The sequence below is a fragment of the Mycobacterium sp. AZCC_0083 genome, from assembly GCF_014202335.1.
Taxonomy (GTDB): Bacteria; Actinomycetota; Actinomycetes; order Mycobacteriales; family Mycobacteriaceae; genus Mycobacterium.
The window spans coordinates 421,731-438,927 of sequence record NZ_JACHGP010000002.1 but is presented as its reverse complement, the minus strand read 5'-3'; the positions used below and the strand labels follow the sequence as shown (position 1 = coordinate 438,927).

Annotated in this window: 20 protein-coding genes; 13 read left to right on the top strand and 7 right to left on the bottom strand. The window is 63.9% G+C overall.

What is annotated here, in order from left to right; translation table 11 throughout:
* Positions 1-328: 328 nt before the first annotated feature.
* On the top strand, positions 329-592 hold the full coding sequence (locus HNP02_RS05845) for a DUF1905 domain-containing protein (protein WP_184436033.1): 264 nt from the start codon (positions 329-331) through the stop codon (positions 590-592).
* Between the two features lie 48 nt (positions 593-640).
* Here HNP02_RS05845 and HNP02_RS05840 read toward each other — a convergent pair whose 3' ends face one another.
* From HNP02_RS05840 to HNP02_RS05830, 3 genes are all read right to left on the bottom strand, one after another.
* Positions 641-889 carry a hypothetical protein gene (locus HNP02_RS05840; RefSeq protein WP_184436031.1) on the bottom strand — a complete coding sequence of 83 codons (249 nt, stop codon included), beginning with the start codon at positions 887-889 and terminating at the stop codon, positions 641-643.
* 456 nt (positions 890-1,345) lie between these two features.
* On the bottom strand, positions 1,346-1,489 hold the full coding sequence (locus tag HNP02_RS05835; RefSeq protein ID WP_184436029.1) for a hypothetical protein: 144 nt from the start codon (positions 1,487-1,489) through the stop codon (positions 1,346-1,348).
* A gap of 23 nt (positions 1,490-1,512) precedes the next feature.
* Positions 1,513-2,079 carry a dihydrofolate reductase family protein gene (locus HNP02_RS05830; protein WP_184436557.1) on the bottom strand — a complete coding sequence of 189 codons (567 nt, stop codon included), beginning with the start codon at positions 2,077-2,079 and terminating at the stop codon, positions 1,513-1,515.
* Between the two features lie 226 nt (positions 2,080-2,305).
* Here HNP02_RS05830 and HNP02_RS05825 point away from each other — a divergent pair, with 226 nt between their 5' ends.
* Together HNP02_RS05825 and HNP02_RS42520 are read left to right on the top strand one after the other, a co-directional pair.
* Positions 2,306-2,875, top strand: a complete 570-nt coding sequence (locus tag HNP02_RS05825) for an HD domain-containing protein (RefSeq protein ID WP_184436027.1) — start codon at positions 2,306-2,308, stop codon at positions 2,873-2,875.
* Positions 2,876-3,007: 132 nt separating this feature from the next.
* On the top strand, positions 3,008-3,409 hold the full coding sequence (locus tag HNP02_RS42520) for a type II toxin-antitoxin system VapC family toxin (RefSeq protein ID WP_184436025.1): 402 nt from the start codon (positions 3,008-3,010) through the stop codon (positions 3,407-3,409).
* 300 nt (positions 3,410-3,709) lie between these two features.
* On the opposite strand, the gene HNP02_RS05815 is transcribed toward HNP02_RS42520, so the two are convergent.
* Complete coding sequence (locus HNP02_RS05815) at positions 3,710-4,432, bottom strand: FadR/GntR family transcriptional regulator (RefSeq protein WP_255506219.1); 723 nt, start codon at positions 4,430-4,432, stop codon at positions 3,710-3,712.
* Positions 4,433-4,891: 459 nt separating this feature from the next.
* Between HNP02_RS05815 and HNP02_RS05810 the strand changes: the two genes are divergently transcribed.
* From HNP02_RS05810 to HNP02_RS05770, 9 genes are all read left to right on the top strand, one after another.
* Positions 4,892-5,932, top strand: coding sequence for an LLM class flavin-dependent oxidoreductase (locus tag HNP02_RS05810; RefSeq protein ID WP_184436023.1), 1,041 nt, complete (start codon positions 4,892-4,894; stop codon positions 5,930-5,932).
* Positions 5,933-6,028: 96 nt separating this feature from the next.
* The gene (locus HNP02_RS05805) at positions 6,029-7,075 is read left to right on the top strand and encodes an ABC transporter substrate-binding protein (protein WP_184436021.1); all 1,047 of its coding nucleotides are present in this window, start codon (positions 6,029-6,031) and stop codon (positions 7,073-7,075) included.
* Positions 7,059-7,871 carry an ABC transporter ATP-binding protein gene (locus tag HNP02_RS05800; RefSeq protein ID WP_184436019.1) on the top strand — a complete coding sequence of 271 codons (813 nt, stop codon included), beginning with the start codon at positions 7,059-7,061 and terminating at the stop codon, positions 7,869-7,871. Before HNP02_RS05805 ends, HNP02_RS05800 begins: the two co-directional genes overlap by 17 nt.
* Positions 7,868-9,493: an ABC transporter permease gene (locus HNP02_RS05795; protein ID WP_184436017.1), complete on the top strand. Its 1,626-nt coding sequence runs from the start codon at positions 7,868-7,870 to the stop codon at positions 9,491-9,493. The genes HNP02_RS05800 and HNP02_RS05795 overlap by 4 nt, the downstream gene beginning before the upstream one ends.
* Positions 9,490-10,236 carry an FAD binding domain-containing protein gene (locus tag HNP02_RS05790; protein WP_184436015.1) on the top strand — a complete coding sequence of 249 codons (747 nt, stop codon included), beginning with the start codon at positions 9,490-9,492 and terminating at the stop codon, positions 10,234-10,236. The genes HNP02_RS05795 and HNP02_RS05790 overlap by 4 nt, the downstream gene beginning before the upstream one ends.
* A 13-nt stretch (positions 10,237-10,249) precedes the next feature.
* Positions 10,250-10,690, top strand: coding sequence for a cupin domain-containing protein (locus HNP02_RS05785; RefSeq protein WP_184436013.1), 441 nt, complete (start codon positions 10,250-10,252; stop codon positions 10,688-10,690).
* On the top strand, positions 10,687-11,169 hold the full coding sequence (locus HNP02_RS05780) for a RidA family protein (protein ID WP_255506218.1): 483 nt from the start codon (positions 10,687-10,689) through the stop codon (positions 11,167-11,169). The genes HNP02_RS05785 and HNP02_RS05780 overlap by 4 nt, the downstream gene beginning before the upstream one ends.
* A complete protein-coding gene (locus tag HNP02_RS05775; RefSeq protein ID WP_184436011.1) occupies positions 11,159-11,674 on the top strand; it encodes a (2Fe-2S)-binding protein in 516 nt (171 codons plus the stop codon). The genes HNP02_RS05780 and HNP02_RS05775 overlap by 11 nt, the downstream gene beginning before the upstream one ends.
* Complete coding sequence (locus tag HNP02_RS05770) at positions 11,661-13,937, top strand: xanthine dehydrogenase family protein molybdopterin-binding subunit (RefSeq protein WP_184436009.1); 2,277 nt, start codon at positions 11,661-11,663, stop codon at positions 13,935-13,937. Before HNP02_RS05775 ends, HNP02_RS05770 begins: the two co-directional genes overlap by 14 nt.
* Positions 13,938-14,157: 220 nt before the next feature.
* Here HNP02_RS05770 and HNP02_RS05765 read toward each other — a convergent pair whose 3' ends face one another.
* The 3 genes from HNP02_RS05765 to HNP02_RS05755 all read right to left on the bottom strand — a co-directional run bounded on the left by HNP02_RS05765 (position 14,158) and on the right by HNP02_RS05755 (position 16,349).
* Complete coding sequence (locus HNP02_RS05765) at positions 14,158-14,676, bottom strand: SET domain-containing protein (protein ID WP_184436007.1); 519 nt, start codon at positions 14,674-14,676, stop codon at positions 14,158-14,160.
* A gap of 37 nt (positions 14,677-14,713) precedes the next feature.
* Positions 14,714-15,199, bottom strand: a complete 486-nt coding sequence (locus tag HNP02_RS05760) for a DinB family protein (protein ID WP_184435998.1) — start codon at positions 15,197-15,199, stop codon at positions 14,714-14,716.
* Between the two features lie 142 nt (positions 15,200-15,341).
* Entirely contained in the window at positions 15,342-16,349 is a 1,008-nt protein-coding gene (locus tag HNP02_RS05755; RefSeq protein ID WP_184435996.1) for a 1-aminocyclopropane-1-carboxylate deaminase, read from the bottom strand.
* A gap of 152 nt (positions 16,350-16,501) precedes the next feature.
* Between HNP02_RS05755 and HNP02_RS05750 the strand changes: the two genes are divergently transcribed.
* Entirely contained in the window at positions 16,502-17,176 is a 675-nt protein-coding gene (locus HNP02_RS05750) for a GntR family transcriptional regulator (RefSeq protein ID WP_184435994.1), read from the top strand.
* Positions 17,177-17,197 lie beyond the last annotated feature (21 nt).

The window sequence follows — 17,197 nt, the reverse complement described above, 5'->3', positions numbered from 1 at the left end:
TGGGCGCCTTGCAGACCCGCCGGTCATTGGACACCATCCAGCAAGAAACGACCTTGCCAACTGCGGCTGGCTGGCCGAGTATGGCCGGCGAGACAACCGGAAACTCCTGACGGCCCATGCGAAAGTGCTGGTATGACAACCTTCGTCATCGATGCACAGTGGCCATTGACCTTGCCGTTGGCGGAGCGACCATTCCGGCCGACTCTCACGTTGCTGCACTCGCAGGCGCTCGCCCCCACTCCCCTTCGCCCTGGGTTCGAGTCCATTGCCCGTTACGGTGACCGCGATTCCGTAAGCGCTGAAGATCCTGCGGTCCTAGTGTGAAACCGTGGACTGGGAGTTTGACGCCGAGGTGTTCCAGTGGCGGGGCCCCGCACCGTACTACTTCGTCGCCACACCGGCGCACGTTGATGACTTCTTGCGCGCCCACCACGGCGAGTTGACATACGGCTGGGGAGTCATCCCAGCGCAGGTGCGCATCGGCAACACCGAAGTCACGACATCACTGATCCCCAAAGCACCGACCCCTGATCACCTTCTAAATAGTGACCCTCATAGATGCGAATGCGGTCAAGGTCTAATTGACGGATAGGCAGCCGGTGGATCCTCGACGGTCGTGACACCTTCTGGTGATGGACCGTCACCGCAGGCTGGCGTGCGGTTCCGGCGGAGCGCCTAAGGTATCGCGGTAGGAAACCGGGACGCTGCCGTCCAAATCGGTGACGCCCAGATGTGCGCCCAGTTCCGCGCCGATCAGCGTGCGCCCGGAAAGCGTCATCAGCTCGGGTGACCTGTCGGCCGGACCGGATTTCACCCGTCCCTGCGGGTCGTTCGACCTGCCGGTGTCAAAAGCGACTGCCAGCCACCACTTCGCCGTGCTCCGCGCCACCGGACTGCTGGAGCAGGTCGACCGGGGCCCCGCGCCGGTTCAACAGGTTGCGGCGCGAGGAGTTCGACGCGCGTTTTCCCGGCCTGCTCGCGCTGGTGCTGGCCGAGCCACGGGCCTGACGTGTCGCACAAAATGACGACCAACACAAACAGCACTTCACGCTGCCCATCAGAAGTCCGCACAAACGACGCATCCGCCAGTACTGCCCTCGTCATCTGTTCCGGACACTCAGTGCCTTGGCAACTGCCGATAGATTCAGGCGCTGCGTCGGGCTCACTGGCCCAAAGGTTTTCGCGTTGATGTCGGCGAGTGCAGGTCTGTTGCTGTTGCTCCATCAGATGAATCAATCAGTGCCCGAACGAATGTGACGTTTAGGTGGTGTCCATCGCCGAGCGGGGCCAACAGTGCCGCCCCCCAGCATGCTGGAGATACTGTCAAGACCTGTGGATGAGCGTTTCAGGCGGCCTCCTCGGTGGTTGGCGGGTCGTCGAGTTTCCCGGGTAGCAGTTCGCCGAACTGCTGGCGGATGTCGAACAGGCCGCCGTGCAACAGCAGTAACGGGGTGCCGCTCGAGTCGTGTACCTCGTAGTGCGTCCACACGCCACCTGGCTGTGCATGTCCGATCAGTCGTGTTTGGCCTCGTAGCGCAGCAGGACCGTGCCGCCCGGGAAGGTGCGGTTCTCCAACAGTCGCAGCGAGATCCACGACGGCAGTGTCGGGAAGAACGGTGTGCCGCCGCCCACGGCGGTGGGCGTAACCACGATCCGGTACTCATCCACCAGTCCGGCCTGCACGATCGGTGCGGCCAGCGTCGCGCCGGCCACCTCCAGCCTGCCGTCGGTTTCGGCTTTCAGCTTCGTTACCACCTCGACTGGGTCGCCGCGTTCCAGGCGGGAGTTCCAGTCGACGGACTCCAGGGTGCGCGAGAACACGACCTTGGGCATGTCGCGCCAGATGTGGGCGAAGTCGACGATCAGTGGGGTGGCGTCCGGGGTCTTGTCGGCGGTCGGCCAGTACGCGGACATCAGTTCGTAGAGCCGCCGCCCGTAGAACGATAGGGCGGTCTCCCGTTCGAAGTCGTTCCAGTACTGGTGCAGTTCTTCGCTCGGATCGGAAAAGTCGATGTTGCCTTGCGCGTCGGCGATGTACCCGTCCACCGACACGTTGAAGCCATAGATGAGTTTGCCCATGCAGATCAGACTGCACCGGAGGGCAAAACTCATCGCGACGGCACACGAGATGCTGTCAAATCCTTGTGGACGGGCGACCAGGTGCGGCGCGTTCATAGCGCGCCAGCGTGCCTCGAGGTAGGGCTGTTCAATACCGAATTCGAGCGGTCCAGCCCGCCCCCTCGACACGCGGCCGAAACAAGCCATGGCTACGTTTGAATCAGGAACGCGTCGAGAGGAGCCGGTCATGAGCACGCCATTACGTGCCACCTACCGCACGATGGCGGAGGGCACCGCGGAAGACTATGGCCTCATCGTTCGCGCTGAGGAGGCAAATAACGCTGGACTGGTGCCCCGCGTCCTCGAACTGGTGGAAGCTCTCGCTGATGGGCAGCAGGCATATCCGGTCAGTCGGCTGGAGCACTCACTGCAGTCGGCAACTCGGGCCTTCGACGACCAACGATCGGTCGAGTACGTCGTCGCGGCACTCCTGCATGACATCGGTGACACGTACGCGCCACATGCGCATGGAGCGTTTGCGGCAGCAGTCATCGCGCCTTACGTGTCGGAACGAGTGGCCTGGATCGTCAAGGTTCACCCCGAATTCCAGCAGTACTACTACGCACCTCACATGGGTGGCGTGCGGGACGCCCGTGAAAAGTATCGCGGCCACCAGTGGTTCGACGATTGCGTGGAGTTCTGCGAGAAGTACGACCAGAACTGTTTCGATACGCAATTCGAGCACCGTCCGCTTGAGTTCTTCCGCCCCATGGTCGAGCAGATCTTCGCCCGCGAACCGTGGACCGTCACGCACTGACCGGAAAGTGATCATCAATCCCGACAGAACGTGCCATCGGGGAACGTCGGCGCGGGCCGGTAATCGCCGCTCCCCCACCGGGGGACGGACGAGCACCACGCAACGACGGACTGTCCATGCCAAGGTACTGGTGTGACAACATTCGTCATCGATGCCCGGGTGGCCATCGACCTCGCCGCTAACGGTGCGACCATTCCATCGGAGCATAGCCTGGCGGCTCCCACGCTGCTGCGCTCGCAGGCGCTCGCCCTCGTGTACGAATCGGTGCACCGCGGCGAGATCGATGAACGGACCGGCCGGAAGGTTCTCGACGATATCCGTGGACTGCGGATCCGGCTCCTCGGTGACCGATCACTGCAGGACCACGCATGGCGAATAGCCGCCGAGCTGAACTGGCCGGACACGTACCAGGCCGAGTACATCGCACTGACCCAGCTGCAGGCGGACGCGCTGGCGACCGCGGACAGGAAACTCGCCGCCGCGGCGCGCGCATTCGTCGAAACTGTGTCCCCCGCAGACATCCTGCGGCCGTAGAGTCGGTTCGAGTTGGGTCGCGAAATGGATTGGTACCCCGGGACACTTGGCGCCTGCGCATCCAACAGATTTTGAGACAACTAAACCGAGGGCAACCGTTCACGCACTCGCGTGGCGATATCCTCCTGCCCCGGCGCAGACTGAGCTGGCACCGGGCTGGCCGCTAGAGTCGCCCTCCCCTGCCGGCGACCGTTCGATACGCCCGGGCGGGAATACGGCGGCGTTCTGAAATGCCGGATGCGGTATGGAATCGTGTGGCGACGTCAGCGCGCCCGGGGTCGCTGGTAACGGTGACCGTGCTCATCGCGCTGCTCTGGGAAGATTGGCTCGGTTGAGGTCGTTGACCTCACTGAGGTGTTGGTGCATGGCGTGTCCTGCCGCCTCGGCGTCGGCCGCCGCGATCGCGTCGAGGATCAGCCGGTGGCCACGGTAGGACACTTCGCGTGCGTGTTGGGTGGCATGTGACAACAGGCGCGTTGTCGTCGTCCAGGAGGTGGCCATGGTATTGATGGCGCTCATCAACGGGTTCTGCGCCGTGTGAGCCACCAGGGTGTGGAACTCGACATCGCGACTTAGGGAATCCTTGGGAGACATTGCGTGACAGCTGAAATCCAACGAGTCTGTCAGGGCGATCAAATTCGCTCGTGTCGCTCGTTGGGCGGCGTACTCGGCGATCCGCGGCTCGATCGTGTCACGCAGCTCGGCGATGTCGCGTAGCTGATGTTGTTCATCGGACAGTGCCGTATACAACGCGGTGACATGGGTTGGCCGCGGCGCCACGATGGTTCCCCGACCCGGGCGGCGCTCGATGAGATGTTTGGCCTCTAGTTCGTGCATCGCCTCGCGCAGGGAGGTCCGCGACACTCCCATGCTGTCGGCCAGATCCCGCTCGGAGGGCAGTCGGTCTCCGGGTTCGATTTCTCCAGTGGCGATTAGGCGTTCGATGCGGGCGGCGATCTCGGCCGACACGCTACGGGTCAGAACGGGCCGGGTGAACTTCGCCGACATCGTTACGGGTGGCATCGAGCGCTCCTAGCTGTGCAGTCAGTGGTCCTCGAGTGCGCACGAGCGCGGTCCGTGCCGCTGCCCTCCAGGCCGGCCCTTGCGGCGGGGCGCAGACGCCGTCGTTGGTTGATCACACTTGGATGAATGGTCCGACCGGAACAGAAATTAGCAGGAGTGGGTCGAGATGTGCAAGGTATTCGGGCCGGATCAGAGATTGAACTCTGCGAAGTATTCTTTGCAACAACAGGTTTCACTCATTGACGTCTGATCTGGCAGACGAATTTGAGGCGATGCTGCCGACCGCACGAGCGGAATTGTTTACTTGGCCGCAACATTCGGTGACCTGCTCGGCACATCCGTGCGGTTATCTTGGGCTTGTTCGGAGGCGGGGAGCATCGCTTCGATTCTGTCGAAGACTCCTCCCACACTCCCCGGTTGCTGATCCATCTGGATCGGCGCAGACGAGGAGAGAATCACATGAACTCACTAACGAATGAAATTCAGCTGCCGTTTGGCCTCATGCATCAAATGTGGGCTGTCCGTGGGCAATCGGATGCTTCTTTGTTGCGGCAAACTGCCGAGGACATCGTGCTTGCCGACGAGTTGGGGTATGACTCGGTGTGGATCGCCGAACATCACTACGTCCGCGACGGAGAGTTCTATTCGAGGCTCCCGGACTCTGAGGTGTTCATTGCATCTTTGATCGCGCGAACCAAGCGGATTCGGCTGGCCACTGGGATCAAGCTCATGGTGCTGGACCGCGCTGAGCGCATTGCCGAGAAGCTGATGCTGCTGCATCTCCTGTCGGACGGCCGCGTCATCTACGGTTTGGGTCAGGGCGGCCCCGAAGAGCTTGGGATTCGGAGCCTTTCCGTTGAGGAGAAGCGTCAACAGTTCCGCGCGGGACTCGAAGAACTCGCGGGGTATTTGCGTGGCACTCAGGTGGACGGACGACTGCAGCTGACCCCGACGGTTCCACTGGCGCCGGAACAGTATTTGTGGGCTGCTGTCCGTGATAGCGAGTCGATCGCTCACGCAGCTCGAGAGGGCGCCAATATCATTGTGGGCGAAGCAGAAATCGCCATACGCCAAGCGCCGATCATCGAGCAGTACCGCCGCGCCGGGGGCACTGGGGAGGCTCGGGGCGCACGGTTGGTGTGCATCGCCGAGACCATCGAAGAAGCCATGGCCGACGTGCGCGAGCCAGCAGAACGACTGCACGCGCAGTTCGCAAAGTTGAAGTACATGCAGGAAGCAGCTGCGTTGGGGCTGTACGACGGCGATCTCGATGGGGCCAACGCCGAGCAAATCCTACGGAACCTCGAGTACGCCGTGGGCACCCCGGAAAAGGTGACCGCCGAACTGCGCGATTACATCGAGACAACGGGGGTCTGTGCCCTCAACATCATGGTGCACGCGCCAGGTCTGTCTCAGACAGCCGCCCAGCGATCCCTGCGCATGTTCATGGCCGAGGTAGCCCCGAGTTTGCTTCCCGCACTGGAGAAGAACGCCCCGTAATCATGGCGTGAGGAGACACGCCCCGTCTCCGAACCTGTGAATGACCCCGAGCCGGCGCCGTCTCACCCATCGACTGACCACTGCTCCGATAGGAATGTGACCTTGATTGATCGACGACAATTCCTGCACCGTTCCGGGCTCGGCCTCCTGGGTGCGGGAGCGGTGGCGGTCGGCGGATCCTCCCTGCTGGCCGCGTGCAGTTCCGCATCGCAAAACAACGCCGGCTCGCTCACAGCGTTGACGCTGCAAGCCGCATGGATCGCCGATGCCGAATTCTCGGGCTACTTCATCGCTGACACCAAAGGCTATTACCGCCAGCACCAGATCAACATCACGATCACCCCCGGTGGCCCCAACGTGACGCCCGAGCAGGTTATCGCCGCTGGCCGTGCGCAGGTGGGCCTGAGCAGCGCTGACACCATCACCGCGGCGAAGAACAACGGTGCGCCGCTGGTGATCATCGGCACCCAGTACCAAAAGAACCCGCTGGGCATTCTGTCCCTGAAGAAGAGCAACATCAACACCCCGAAGGATCTGGTCGGCAAAACCCTCGGGGTGCCGCCCGGCTCGACGGATCAGATCACCGCGTTTCTCACCGTCAACCACATCGACCCCAAGAGCGTCAACACCGTCAGTTACGGCTCTGATCCGACCCCGGTCGCCAACGGCTCTGTCGACGCGGCGGTCGCCTTCGTCACTACAGATCCCTTTCTGCTGCAGGAGAAAGGATTTGAAACCAGCACGTTCCTGCTGGCCGATTACAACTACAACATCTACAACGACTGTGTCTTCGTCACCCAAGACACCCTGAAGAACCAGCGCCCTAACTTGGTCAACTTCCTGCGGGCCTCGATCCTGGGCTGGCAAGACAACCTCGCCGATCCCCACTATGTGGTCCCGCTGATCACCGACAACTACGGCAAGTCGCTGGGGCTGAGTGCAGACAGTCAGAAGTTCCAGAACCTTGCCCAGATCCCCCTCATGCAGAGCCCGGCCACCCACGCCCACGGACTGTTCTGGATGGATGACGCCGGCATCCAAGTCAACATGGACACCCTGACCGCCGGCCACTTCTCGCCCGACAAATCGATCTTCGACGTGTCGGTTCTCCAGGAGGTTTACAACGGTGCCAACCGCCTCTGAACGCCCCCACACCAAGGGGATCACCTTCACGGAGGTCACGCGCCGCTTCACCGTACCCGCAGGCGAAGACGTCCTGGCGGTCGACGATTTCACCTTCGACGTTCCCCTCGGCGGCTTCGTCGCGCTACTCGGGCCCTCCGGCTGCGGAAAATCCACCCTGCTGCGCATGGTCGCCGACCTCGACCACCCCACCTCCGGAACGATCCTGGTCGACGGCGAGTCGCCGCGCCAAGCCCGCCTGGACCGCCACGTCGGCGTGGCGTTCCAGGACTCCGCCCTGTTGCCGTGGCGTTCGGTGGTGGACAACATCGGCTTACCGCTGGAGATCGCCCGCCAGCGCGACCGCTCCCACGTGACCGATCTGGTCAAGCTGGTCGGGCTCAGCGGGTTTGAGAAAGCCAAGCCGGCCCAACTGTCCGGGGGCATGCGTCAGCGGGTCGCGATCGCCCGCGCGCTGGCCAGCTCCCCGTCGGTGTTGCTGCTCGACGAACCGTTCGGCGCTCTCGACGAAATCACTCGCGGACGCCTCAATGGCGAGTTGCTGCGGATCTGGTCAGAACTGCGCCCCACCACACTGCTGGTTACTCACTCGATCTCCGAGGCGGTGTTCCTGGCCGACACCATTGTAGTGCTGTCACCCCGACCCGGCCGGGTGACCAAGGTGATCGACGTCGATTTGCCGCGACCCCGACCGGCCGACGTGTTGCGCTCGCCGGCGTTTCATCACCTCTGCGACATCGCCCTCTCCAGTCTGTCGGCGAGCGAGCACCCCCTGACCGAGGTGAGCTCATCATGAGTGTTGCCCTACAGCAGAAGCCGGTGGCCGCACAGAAGGCACCGGCATCACGGCTGCCGAGTCCACGGACGCGTGAAACCCTGCTAATACTGGTGACCGGTGCGGCGTTGCTGGGCCTGTGGCAGCTGTCAGCCCACTACCAGGTGGCGGGAGCGGGCACGCTCCCCAGCCCGTGGGGTGTGCTGAACCAACTCGTGGCCGACGGCGACATGTACGTTGCCAACATCACCGCGACCCTGTCCGAAGCGGTTCCTGGCTTCGTGCTCGGCTCCCTGACGGCCGTCATCGTCGGTGTCCTCTTCGCCGAATTTAGTTGGCTTGAAAGACTTTTCAGCGGGTCGTGTGTTGCGCTGCTGTGTGCTCCGATGATCGCCCTTGCCCCCATCTTCTACGTCATCTTCACGCCCTACATGGAGAAGATGTTGCTGGCAACCATCGCTGCGTTCTTCCCCGTGCTCGTCGCGACGATGGCTGGCCTGAAATCCGCCGACCCGATGATGATGGATGTCGTGCGTTCATGCGGCGGCCGGACACTGACCGTCATTGCGAAGGTCAAGATCCGCAGCGCCGTCCCCAGCATCGCCTCCGGTGTTCAGATCGCGTTCCCGTCTGCGATACTCGGCGCCATCCTGGGTGAATTCGCCGGCGGCGAAGACGGTTTGGGTGTCTTCATGATGAACTCACTGGCCCAATTCAATCCAGAGCGAACGTGGGGCGCCGGTATCGTCGCCACGATTCTCGGAACCGTGGGATTTGCGCTGTTCGGTGTCATTCAGCGCCGCCTTGCCGCCGGGCAAGCGATCGCATTGAGCAGTGCGCCGCTGTTCAACGACGCCACCGGGCTTGCACGCCGGACCACTCGGCTATTGCTGTGGATGGCGTCAGTGGCCATCCTGATCGGCGGCTGGTGGGCAAGTCTGAAACTCCTCGGCGTGAACAGCTACTTCGGCAAAACACCCGCCGATGTCTTCCGCTTCCTCGTCTTCGACGACGGCAAGGACGGTCAGGCGCGTGCCGAACTGTGGCATGCCCTCGGTCAAACACTGCCCGCCGCAGTGATCGGTGCAGCATTCGGCCTAGCGGTGGCCTACATTGCGGCCGTCGGGTTTCTGCGCAGCCGCACGTTGGCCCGCCTGATCATGCCGCTGGCGATGGTGTTGCAATCGGTTCCCCTGCAGGCGATGACGCCGTTAATCGTGGTGATCCTGGGCCGCGGCATGTTCGCCTCGGTCGTCGTCGCCGTGCTGGTGTGCTTCTTTCCCTCCGTGGTACTGATCACCTTCGGCCTGCGGGATGTGCCACGGTCTGCAGTTGATGTATTTCACAGCATGAACGCCAACGAACTCACCCAAATCGCGAAATTACGGACCCCGGCCGCATTGCCCAAGATCTTCGGTGCGGCGCGGATCGGGCTGCCTGGCGCGTTGATGGGCGTGCTGGTCGCCGAATACCTGGCGACCGGCCAGGGCGTCGGCTTCATGCTGTCCTATTCGGCTGCACAGTCGAAATACACCGGCCTATGGGCCGCCACGGTGATCATCACAGTCATCTCAGTGGCGATGTATACCGGCGTGGCGCGCGCAGAACGGTGGGCCGAGCGCAGATACGGAGGTCACCGATGAGTGGGCCACCCTGGCTGCGCCCGGTGAATCTGGCCCAGGCGTGCGCTGCGATGCGGCAGGGCTACACACCGGTCGGTGGCGGGGTGGCGCTAGCCTCAGCATCGTTTCCCGTCACCATCGGCTCACACGCGTTGGACTTGTCCGGCCTCGGGGTGAACCGTCGGGAGGGTTCCGTCTGTGGGGCGCAGCTCACGTTGGAGGATGCGCTGCAGGACAACGTATTTCGCCAGCAGTGGCCGGCTTTGTGGGAAGCGATCACCGCGACCGGCACACCCGAGGTACGGCGACTCGCCACTTTCGGAGGGACCGTTGGGGCAGCGCTACCGACCAGCGATCTGCTTACCGCACTGTGTGCACACGACGCCGAGCTGGAATGCGCAGACCCCACCGGGTCCCGCCGCCGGATGTCACTACTGGCCTATCTGGCGGATCCACCGGTAGCCCTGGTCCTTGGAATCGACCTTGGCCCTCCCCGCCGGGGGTGCTTCCGCCGATTCGCCGGGCGCGCCGGATTTGCTCCCGCGGTCGCGTCGGTCGCCGCGGTCGGCCATGAGGACGGGATACACCTGTGGGCCGGTGCGGTCGCGGCGATCCCGCTGCGTCTGGGTCACGCTGATCTTCCAGACGAGTCGGCACTACGTCACGACGAGCAGTACTCCGCATGGTTTCGACGGCGCATCCTGGCCAGCCTCCGCGACGAGGCACTAGCGGCACTTCCGGCACCACAAGCACTCACCAACTAACCGAGGAGGTTCCATGTCCACCGCCCCTATCTTGCGACATGTCGACGAGCTCAACGCCTTCCAACTGCGTGACGGCGCAACGAACAAGATGATCGCCCTACTGCTGCCCGGACAAGACGGATCCAAGGCATCGATCAACATGGAGATCTTCGAGGTGGGCGGCAGCCAGAACCCCAACAGTCACTGCGACTCGGCTGAAGTGTTCTACTTCCTGCGCGGCACCGGCATCGCCCACTGCGACGAACACACCGTCGAGGTGCGCGCCGGCGATTTCTTGATCCTGCCGGCCGGCTCGGTGCATTCGATCGTCAACACCGGTGACGAGAAGATGTACGCCCTGGCCACACTGTTGGCTGACGACGGAAGCCACGACGGCTCAACGCGTCCCGCGTTGGCGCTCGACGCCGAGGACGTGAGAGTGATCAGCGGCACGGCCGTCGAGCGAGCTCTATGAGCATGACGTCGGCCGCCACCGTTGAGCACCGCCTCGCGGCGGCGGGAATGATGCTGCCCGAAGTTGCGCCACCAGTCTCCAACTACATCCCCGGCTGCCGTTTCCATGATCTGGTGTTCTGCGCGGGCGTGACATCGGAGGGTGCCACTGGAACCGTCGGCGTCGATGCCACCGTCGAGGATGCGCGCGGCGCGGCACGAGTGGCCGCCCTACGGGCGCTGGCCTACCTGCAGCAGCAGATCGGATCACTCGATCAGGTGCACGGCGTCATGAGACTGACCGGATACGTATCCTGCGGACCCGGCGTCACCGACACACCGCACGTCATTGACGCGGCCTCCGACGTCCTCACCACCGCATTCGGCGAGCGCGGACGCCACGCCCGTTCTGCAGTCGGTGTGAGCAGCCTCCCGGGCGGCGCTCTCGTCGAGGTCGAACTGATCGTCGCGCTGGAAAGCGTTGCCGGCGATGAGCGCTGATGCCGTCCCAGCGACACAGTCGGTGCAGCTGACCGTCAACGGACAGCCCCATACCGTCGAGGTCCGTTACGTCGACGATATGTTGGTCGATTTTCTGCGCGACGAGCTCGGGCTCGTCGACGTCAAGATCGGCTGCCGTGAAGGCGCCTGCGGTGCGTGCGCGGTGCTGGTCGACGGCGTTGCGGTCACTAGTTGTCTGGTCTATCTTGCGCGTGCGGACGGAACCGAAATCGCCACCGCGTCACATCTGCTTGAACAGCCACTGGGCGAACGCATCGGCGCCGCATTCGTCGAGAATCGCGCCATGCAATGCGGCTACTGCACACCCGGAATGGTGGTGTGCGCCTACGGCTATCTGGCCGTACTGCCCTCCGCCGACACGTCGGATCGGGCCGCGCTTGCCGACGCCTTCCGCGGCCACCTGTGCCGATGCACCGGGTACACCCGAATACTTGACGCAGTATCTGAAGTTGCGCAGAACAGCCACCGTGATGCCACGGATTGACGCCTGGCCCAAGGTCAAGGGCCAAGCACACTTTGTGGCCGACGCGGTGCCGCGCCCCTGCTTGTTCGGTGCCTTGCTCGTCACCACGTCCGCGCACTGCCAGGTGTCCGTCGACAAGCAATTCCTCGCAGCCCAACCCGGCATCATTGCTGTCGTCGACCACACCGATGTCACCGAAACACGGTTTTCGACCAACCCGCACGGGGGCCCAGCCGACACCCACATCTTCACCAGCACCGGGCAGCATCCCGGTGACATCGTGGGAGCCATCGCGGCGGCCGACCGCGGAGCCCTCAAACGGGCCCTTTCCCTCAATGGGGCCATCGTCGAACAACCACTGCCCGCTGCGCTGAGCCTCGGCGACGGTCTGCAGGCACAGCTCATCGCCAACGAGCAGTACCCCTTCAACGTGATCAGCGACCAGCGGATTGGGGATCCCCTCGCAAAGGTAACCGCCGCGCTCGACACCGCCCCGATGCACCACGAATCATTCGTCAGCTTCGACGCGGCCCCACACGGGTTCATGGAACCGATCGCCGCCGCCGCCCGATGGGCCCAGGACCGTTGGGAGGTCTGGTCGCCAACCCAGTGCCCGGCCCTGGTCCGCGCCCGCTTGGATCACCTGTTCGCCACCCGCTGCCAGCTGATGCCGGTGTACCTCGGCGGCGGCTTCGGCGGCAAGGAAGAGATCAGCATCGAACCGGCCGCCATCGTGCTCTCGCGGGCTTGCGGCGGCCAGACAGTGCTCATCGAAACCACTCGCCAGCAGATGACCACCGCCTACCGCGCCCGCCACGGCGGCTACATCCGCCTAAACACCGGCTTCGATGACGCCGGTGCGTTCCTCGCCCGCGACATCGACGTCGTCCTCGAAGCCGGCCCCTACAACGGACATAGCTCCGATGTGGCAAGTAACGCCGCCGACACCGCCGCCCGCCTGTACAGTGCCCCAGTCGTTGCTGCCCGGCACCGAGCGATCACGACGAATCGTATGCCAGGCGGCGGCTTTCGCGGGTACGGAGGCATCCAAGCCGCCTACGCCGTGGAAACCCACATCGACGAGATCGCGGAATCACTAGGGCTCGATCCCGTCACCATGCGACTACGCAATGTGCCCCGAGACGGAGACCGTGATCCCGTGAACGGTGCACTCATGCACGGAATGCGCGGAGCGGAATGCCTGCAGTTGCTCCAGGAACGGTGGTTGCAGTCGGGCCCGGCCGCGGCCCGACGCTCTCTGGCGGAAGGGCGATTCAAGACCGGCCGCGGCGTGGCGATGGTGATGGCCGGCAGCGCCGCAGCCGGAACCGGACATCCCGACCGCGCCGAGGTCGCATGCCAGCTCAACCCCGAAACCGGCACGGTCACGATCCAAACCAGCGTCGCCGAAGCCGGCCAAGGAACCTACCCCCTACTCGCGCTGACAGTCTCGCGGGAATTGGCATTGGATCAGTCACGCATCGCCATCGAAAGCGACGCCTCGGAACAAGGTCCCCATGACCCCGGCATGTTCGGCAGCCGCGGCGCCAACGTCACCGGCTCGGCCGCCATGATCGCTGCAATACTGCTGCGGGTCGCGATGATCAAAGAAGCCGCGCTGCTCCTTGCGGTAGACCCCGAGCAGGTCGAGATCGTGCCGGACTGGACCGCGCTTCGCGTTCGCGACGGTCAAGACACCGTGAAGATATCGGAGCTGCCGCCGCTGCGCGTCGTCGGCGCACACGAGACATCCGATCCTGGCCTGGCCTACGGTGTCCAGTGCGCCGACGTCACCGTCGACACACACACCGGAGCAGTCACCGTCGACCGGATCATCGCTATTCACGACATCGGTGTCGTCCAGGATTACGACGGGGCTAAGGCACAAATCGAAGGGGCCGCTGTCCAAGGAATTGGCGCAGCACTAAGCGAACGCGCCACCTTCCGCGGGGACGGATCTGTCGTCGAACGCGGATTCCTCACCCACCTCATCCCTACCTGCGTGGCCATTCCACCCGTGGACGTTGCGTTTCTCGACGCGCCCCCGATGGCCGGTGCGACCGGAGCCAAGGGCCTCGGGGAAGCCGCCATCATCGGAATCCCCGCAGCCATCGGCAACGCTATCGGCGCGGCGATCGGAAGACGACCCCGTGCCCTACCGATCACCCCTGAACGGCTAAGCCGTGCCATCGAAGCCAGCAGCACTCAGCACCATCGAGCCCCCGATCGGCTAGCTGCCCCGCACGTTACCGCCACCGAATCCCGCATCAGCACAACACGCTAGAGGACCGCCCATATGACGAGCACCAAACACGAACTCCACAACGAACTTCGTTGATTCGGCACACTTTCGGTCAGTGCTGGGTAGCTACTGCTCAGGCATCACCGTCGTGACCGCCCACACCGATGATCAGCTGATCGGTATGGCATGCCAGTCTTCAGCGTCTCCCCCGACCCGCCGCTCGAGTACACGATCGGAACTGTCGGGGCGCCGCAGCCGGGAATTACGGTGCGTCGGCGTGCATTCCGTCGATTCTCTGCCGGAGGTACGACGAGAAGTACCCGCGGTACCTGAGCTGCAGGTCGCGTCGCCGCCAGTCGTGCCCGTCGACGATCCGTCGGCAGGAAGCGGTGTTGCAGTGGCAGGGCATTTGTCCGTCGTAGTCGTCGAACAGCCCATAGTCCGTCGTGAGTTCTTCGCCGGCGGTCACGTCGCGCATCGCGACGAGGACGATGTTGCCAGCGAAGCCGACGTTGGGTTCGCAGGAGTGGTTGATGAAAAGCATCACCGGTTCGTACTCCTCCGGCGATACCGCCACGAGGTGCAGCCCGTCCGCGATTTGAATCTCCGAATTCGGTAGCGGGTCCGGCAATTCGAGCAGTTGCTTCGTAGTCACGATGTGGCCGCCCTTGACGGCAACGAGCTCACCAGCGCTGATTTGTTCGGTGGCGAAGAGTCCACGCCCCGCTATGCGGCTGCTGATGCCCTTGCGCGCTTTCGGGCTGATCCACGAAGAAACCACGTCCCCACGTTAACCCGCACCGCGCTGCCAGCACTGTTTACGTGCGACCGGCAAGCACCTGTTCGCGCAGGATGTCAGCGTGCCCGCAGTGGTGAGCCAGCTCGCGCAGGACTTGCAAATAGACCCAATGCAAGGTGCGTGGCCCGGCCCGATGACCGGTCACGACGTCATTCAGCGACATGTCGGCGACCGCCGCGCGAGCCGTCGCGCAGGCGTCACGGTGAGCCGCGATGACCGAGGCAACGGTGTCGTCGTCGCCGAGCCGAAAGGACTCGTCCACGCTCTGCACCAGTCCGAGTTCCCGACGGGAAGCGCCGCCGACGCACTCCTCAAACCACACCCGCTGCATCCACGTGACGTGCTTGAGCAGCCCGAGCAACGTCGTGGCGGACGGGACGAGCCTGCGGCGGGCCTGCTCCTCGGTGAGGCCGTCAAGGGTTAGCTCGACGGCGCTCCGGTACTCCTCGACGAACGCATCGAGCTGTGTGCGTTCATCGTCAAGCGGCACATCGAACGAACCCACCACAATCTCCCATCACGCCGCAGGCCTCCGCGCCACCGCGGCTCGAGGGGCGACAGCCCGGTAAACCTTCACGCCGTATCGTACTGCGCTGCAGGGCTTTCTAATCCGCGGCTTATCTCACCGGGCGACCTCGCAGCGGGCTCTAACCGAATAGCCCTGAGTACGCGTTGAGCGCCGGTTGCCCACCGAGATGGGCGTACAGGACGTTGGAGTCCTTGGCGAGGGTGCCATCGCGCACCATGTCGATGAGGCCCGCCATCGATTTTCCCTCGTAGACGGGGTCGATGATCATGGCTTCGAGGCTGCCCGAGAGTCTGATCGCATCGAGGGTGGACTGCACCGGAATCCCGTACAGATCGCCCGCCCATCCTTCGAGGACGATGATCTCGTCGTCGCGCAGGTCGCGTCCCAAACCGATCAGCTGGGCGGTGTGGCGGGCGATCCGCGCGACCTGGGCCCGTGTTTTGTCGATCGTCGCCGACGCGTCGATGCCGAGCACGGTGCGCGGTCGGTCCTGGCCCGCGAATCCGGCGATCATCCCGGCGTGGGTGGATCCCGTCACGGTGCACACCACGATCGTGTCGAAGAACAGGCCGAGTTCGGCCTCTTGCTGCTGCACTTCGTAGGCCCAGTTCGCGAATCCCAAACCGCCGAGCGGATGTTCGGAGGCACCGGCGGGGATCGGGTACGGTTTGCCGCCTGCGTCACGCACCTCGCGCAGTGCGTCCTCCCACGAGGAGCGGATCCCGATGTCGAATCCCGCGGGGTCCAACCGAACGTCGGCGCCCATGATGCGGGACAGCAGGATGTTGCCCACCTTGTCGTTCACCGCGTCCGGCCAGTCGACCCACTTCTCCTGGACCAAGCGGGCCTTGAGGCCCAGCTTGGCCGCCACGGCCGCGACCTGGCGGGTGTGGTTGCTCTGATACCCGCCGATCGAGACCAATGTGTCGGCCCCCTGAGCCAGGACGTCCGGAACGATGTACTCCAACTTGCGGGTCTTGTTTCCCCCGTACGCCAGCCCGGAATTGCAATCCTCCCGCTTGGCCCACAGACGTGCGCCGCCCAGATGCGCGGTCAGGCGTTCGAGCGGGTGGATCGGGCTCGGCCCGAACGTCAGCGGGTAGCGGTCGAAATCCTCAATGGGCATCCGTGATACTCCTCTGGCGTCTGTACGTCGATGCAATACGCAATATATCGCAGCTCAGTGCTTCTGACCATCGACCTCCCGGTGCTGTTCACGGCGCTACGTCCGGTGATCGTCACTTGACAGTCCGGACCACAGTGAGCGCAAGATATTGCATGCCCGTGCCACGGAAGGCCGCAGCACCCAAGCGACAGCTCCTGCGCGACGACGCCTTCACCGCAATCCGGACGGCGATCGTCGACGGCACCCTCGAGCCAGAGGAACGACTCGTGGACGCGGAACTCAGCGAATGGCTCGGTGTGAGCCGAACGCCGATTCGCGAGGCGCTCGCCAGGCTAGACGCGGCGGGTCTGGTGCAGACCCGGCCGGGTCGCTACACGATCGTCAGCCCGCTGGACGCGCAGAGCATGCGCGATGCCCAGGCAGTCGCCGCGGCAATGCACGAACTTGCCGTGCGCGAGGCGGTGCCCATGATGGGGCCCGAACACCTCGCGGCAATGCGGGATGCCAATGAACGGTTCGCTTCTGCGCTCCGCGCCAACGACGTCGCCATGGCCATCGAGTCCGACGACGAGTTTCACGGCGTGGCCGTCGACGTCTGCGCCAACAAGGCCGTCCGGTCGGTGCTCGATCAGTACACGCCTCTGCTCAGGCGCATGGAGCGCGCACGGTTCTCGTCGTTGAGCGGCCGTTCGTCGGTCGCGCAGCATGCGAAGATCATCGATCTCGCCGAGCACGGCGATGCGGATGCCGCCGCCCGTGAAGCCCGTCTCAATTGGCTTACGCTGCAGTGGTACTCGGCCTCGCAAAACGTTGTGGCATCACCCTAGACCACGGTGGCCTAGCGTTGT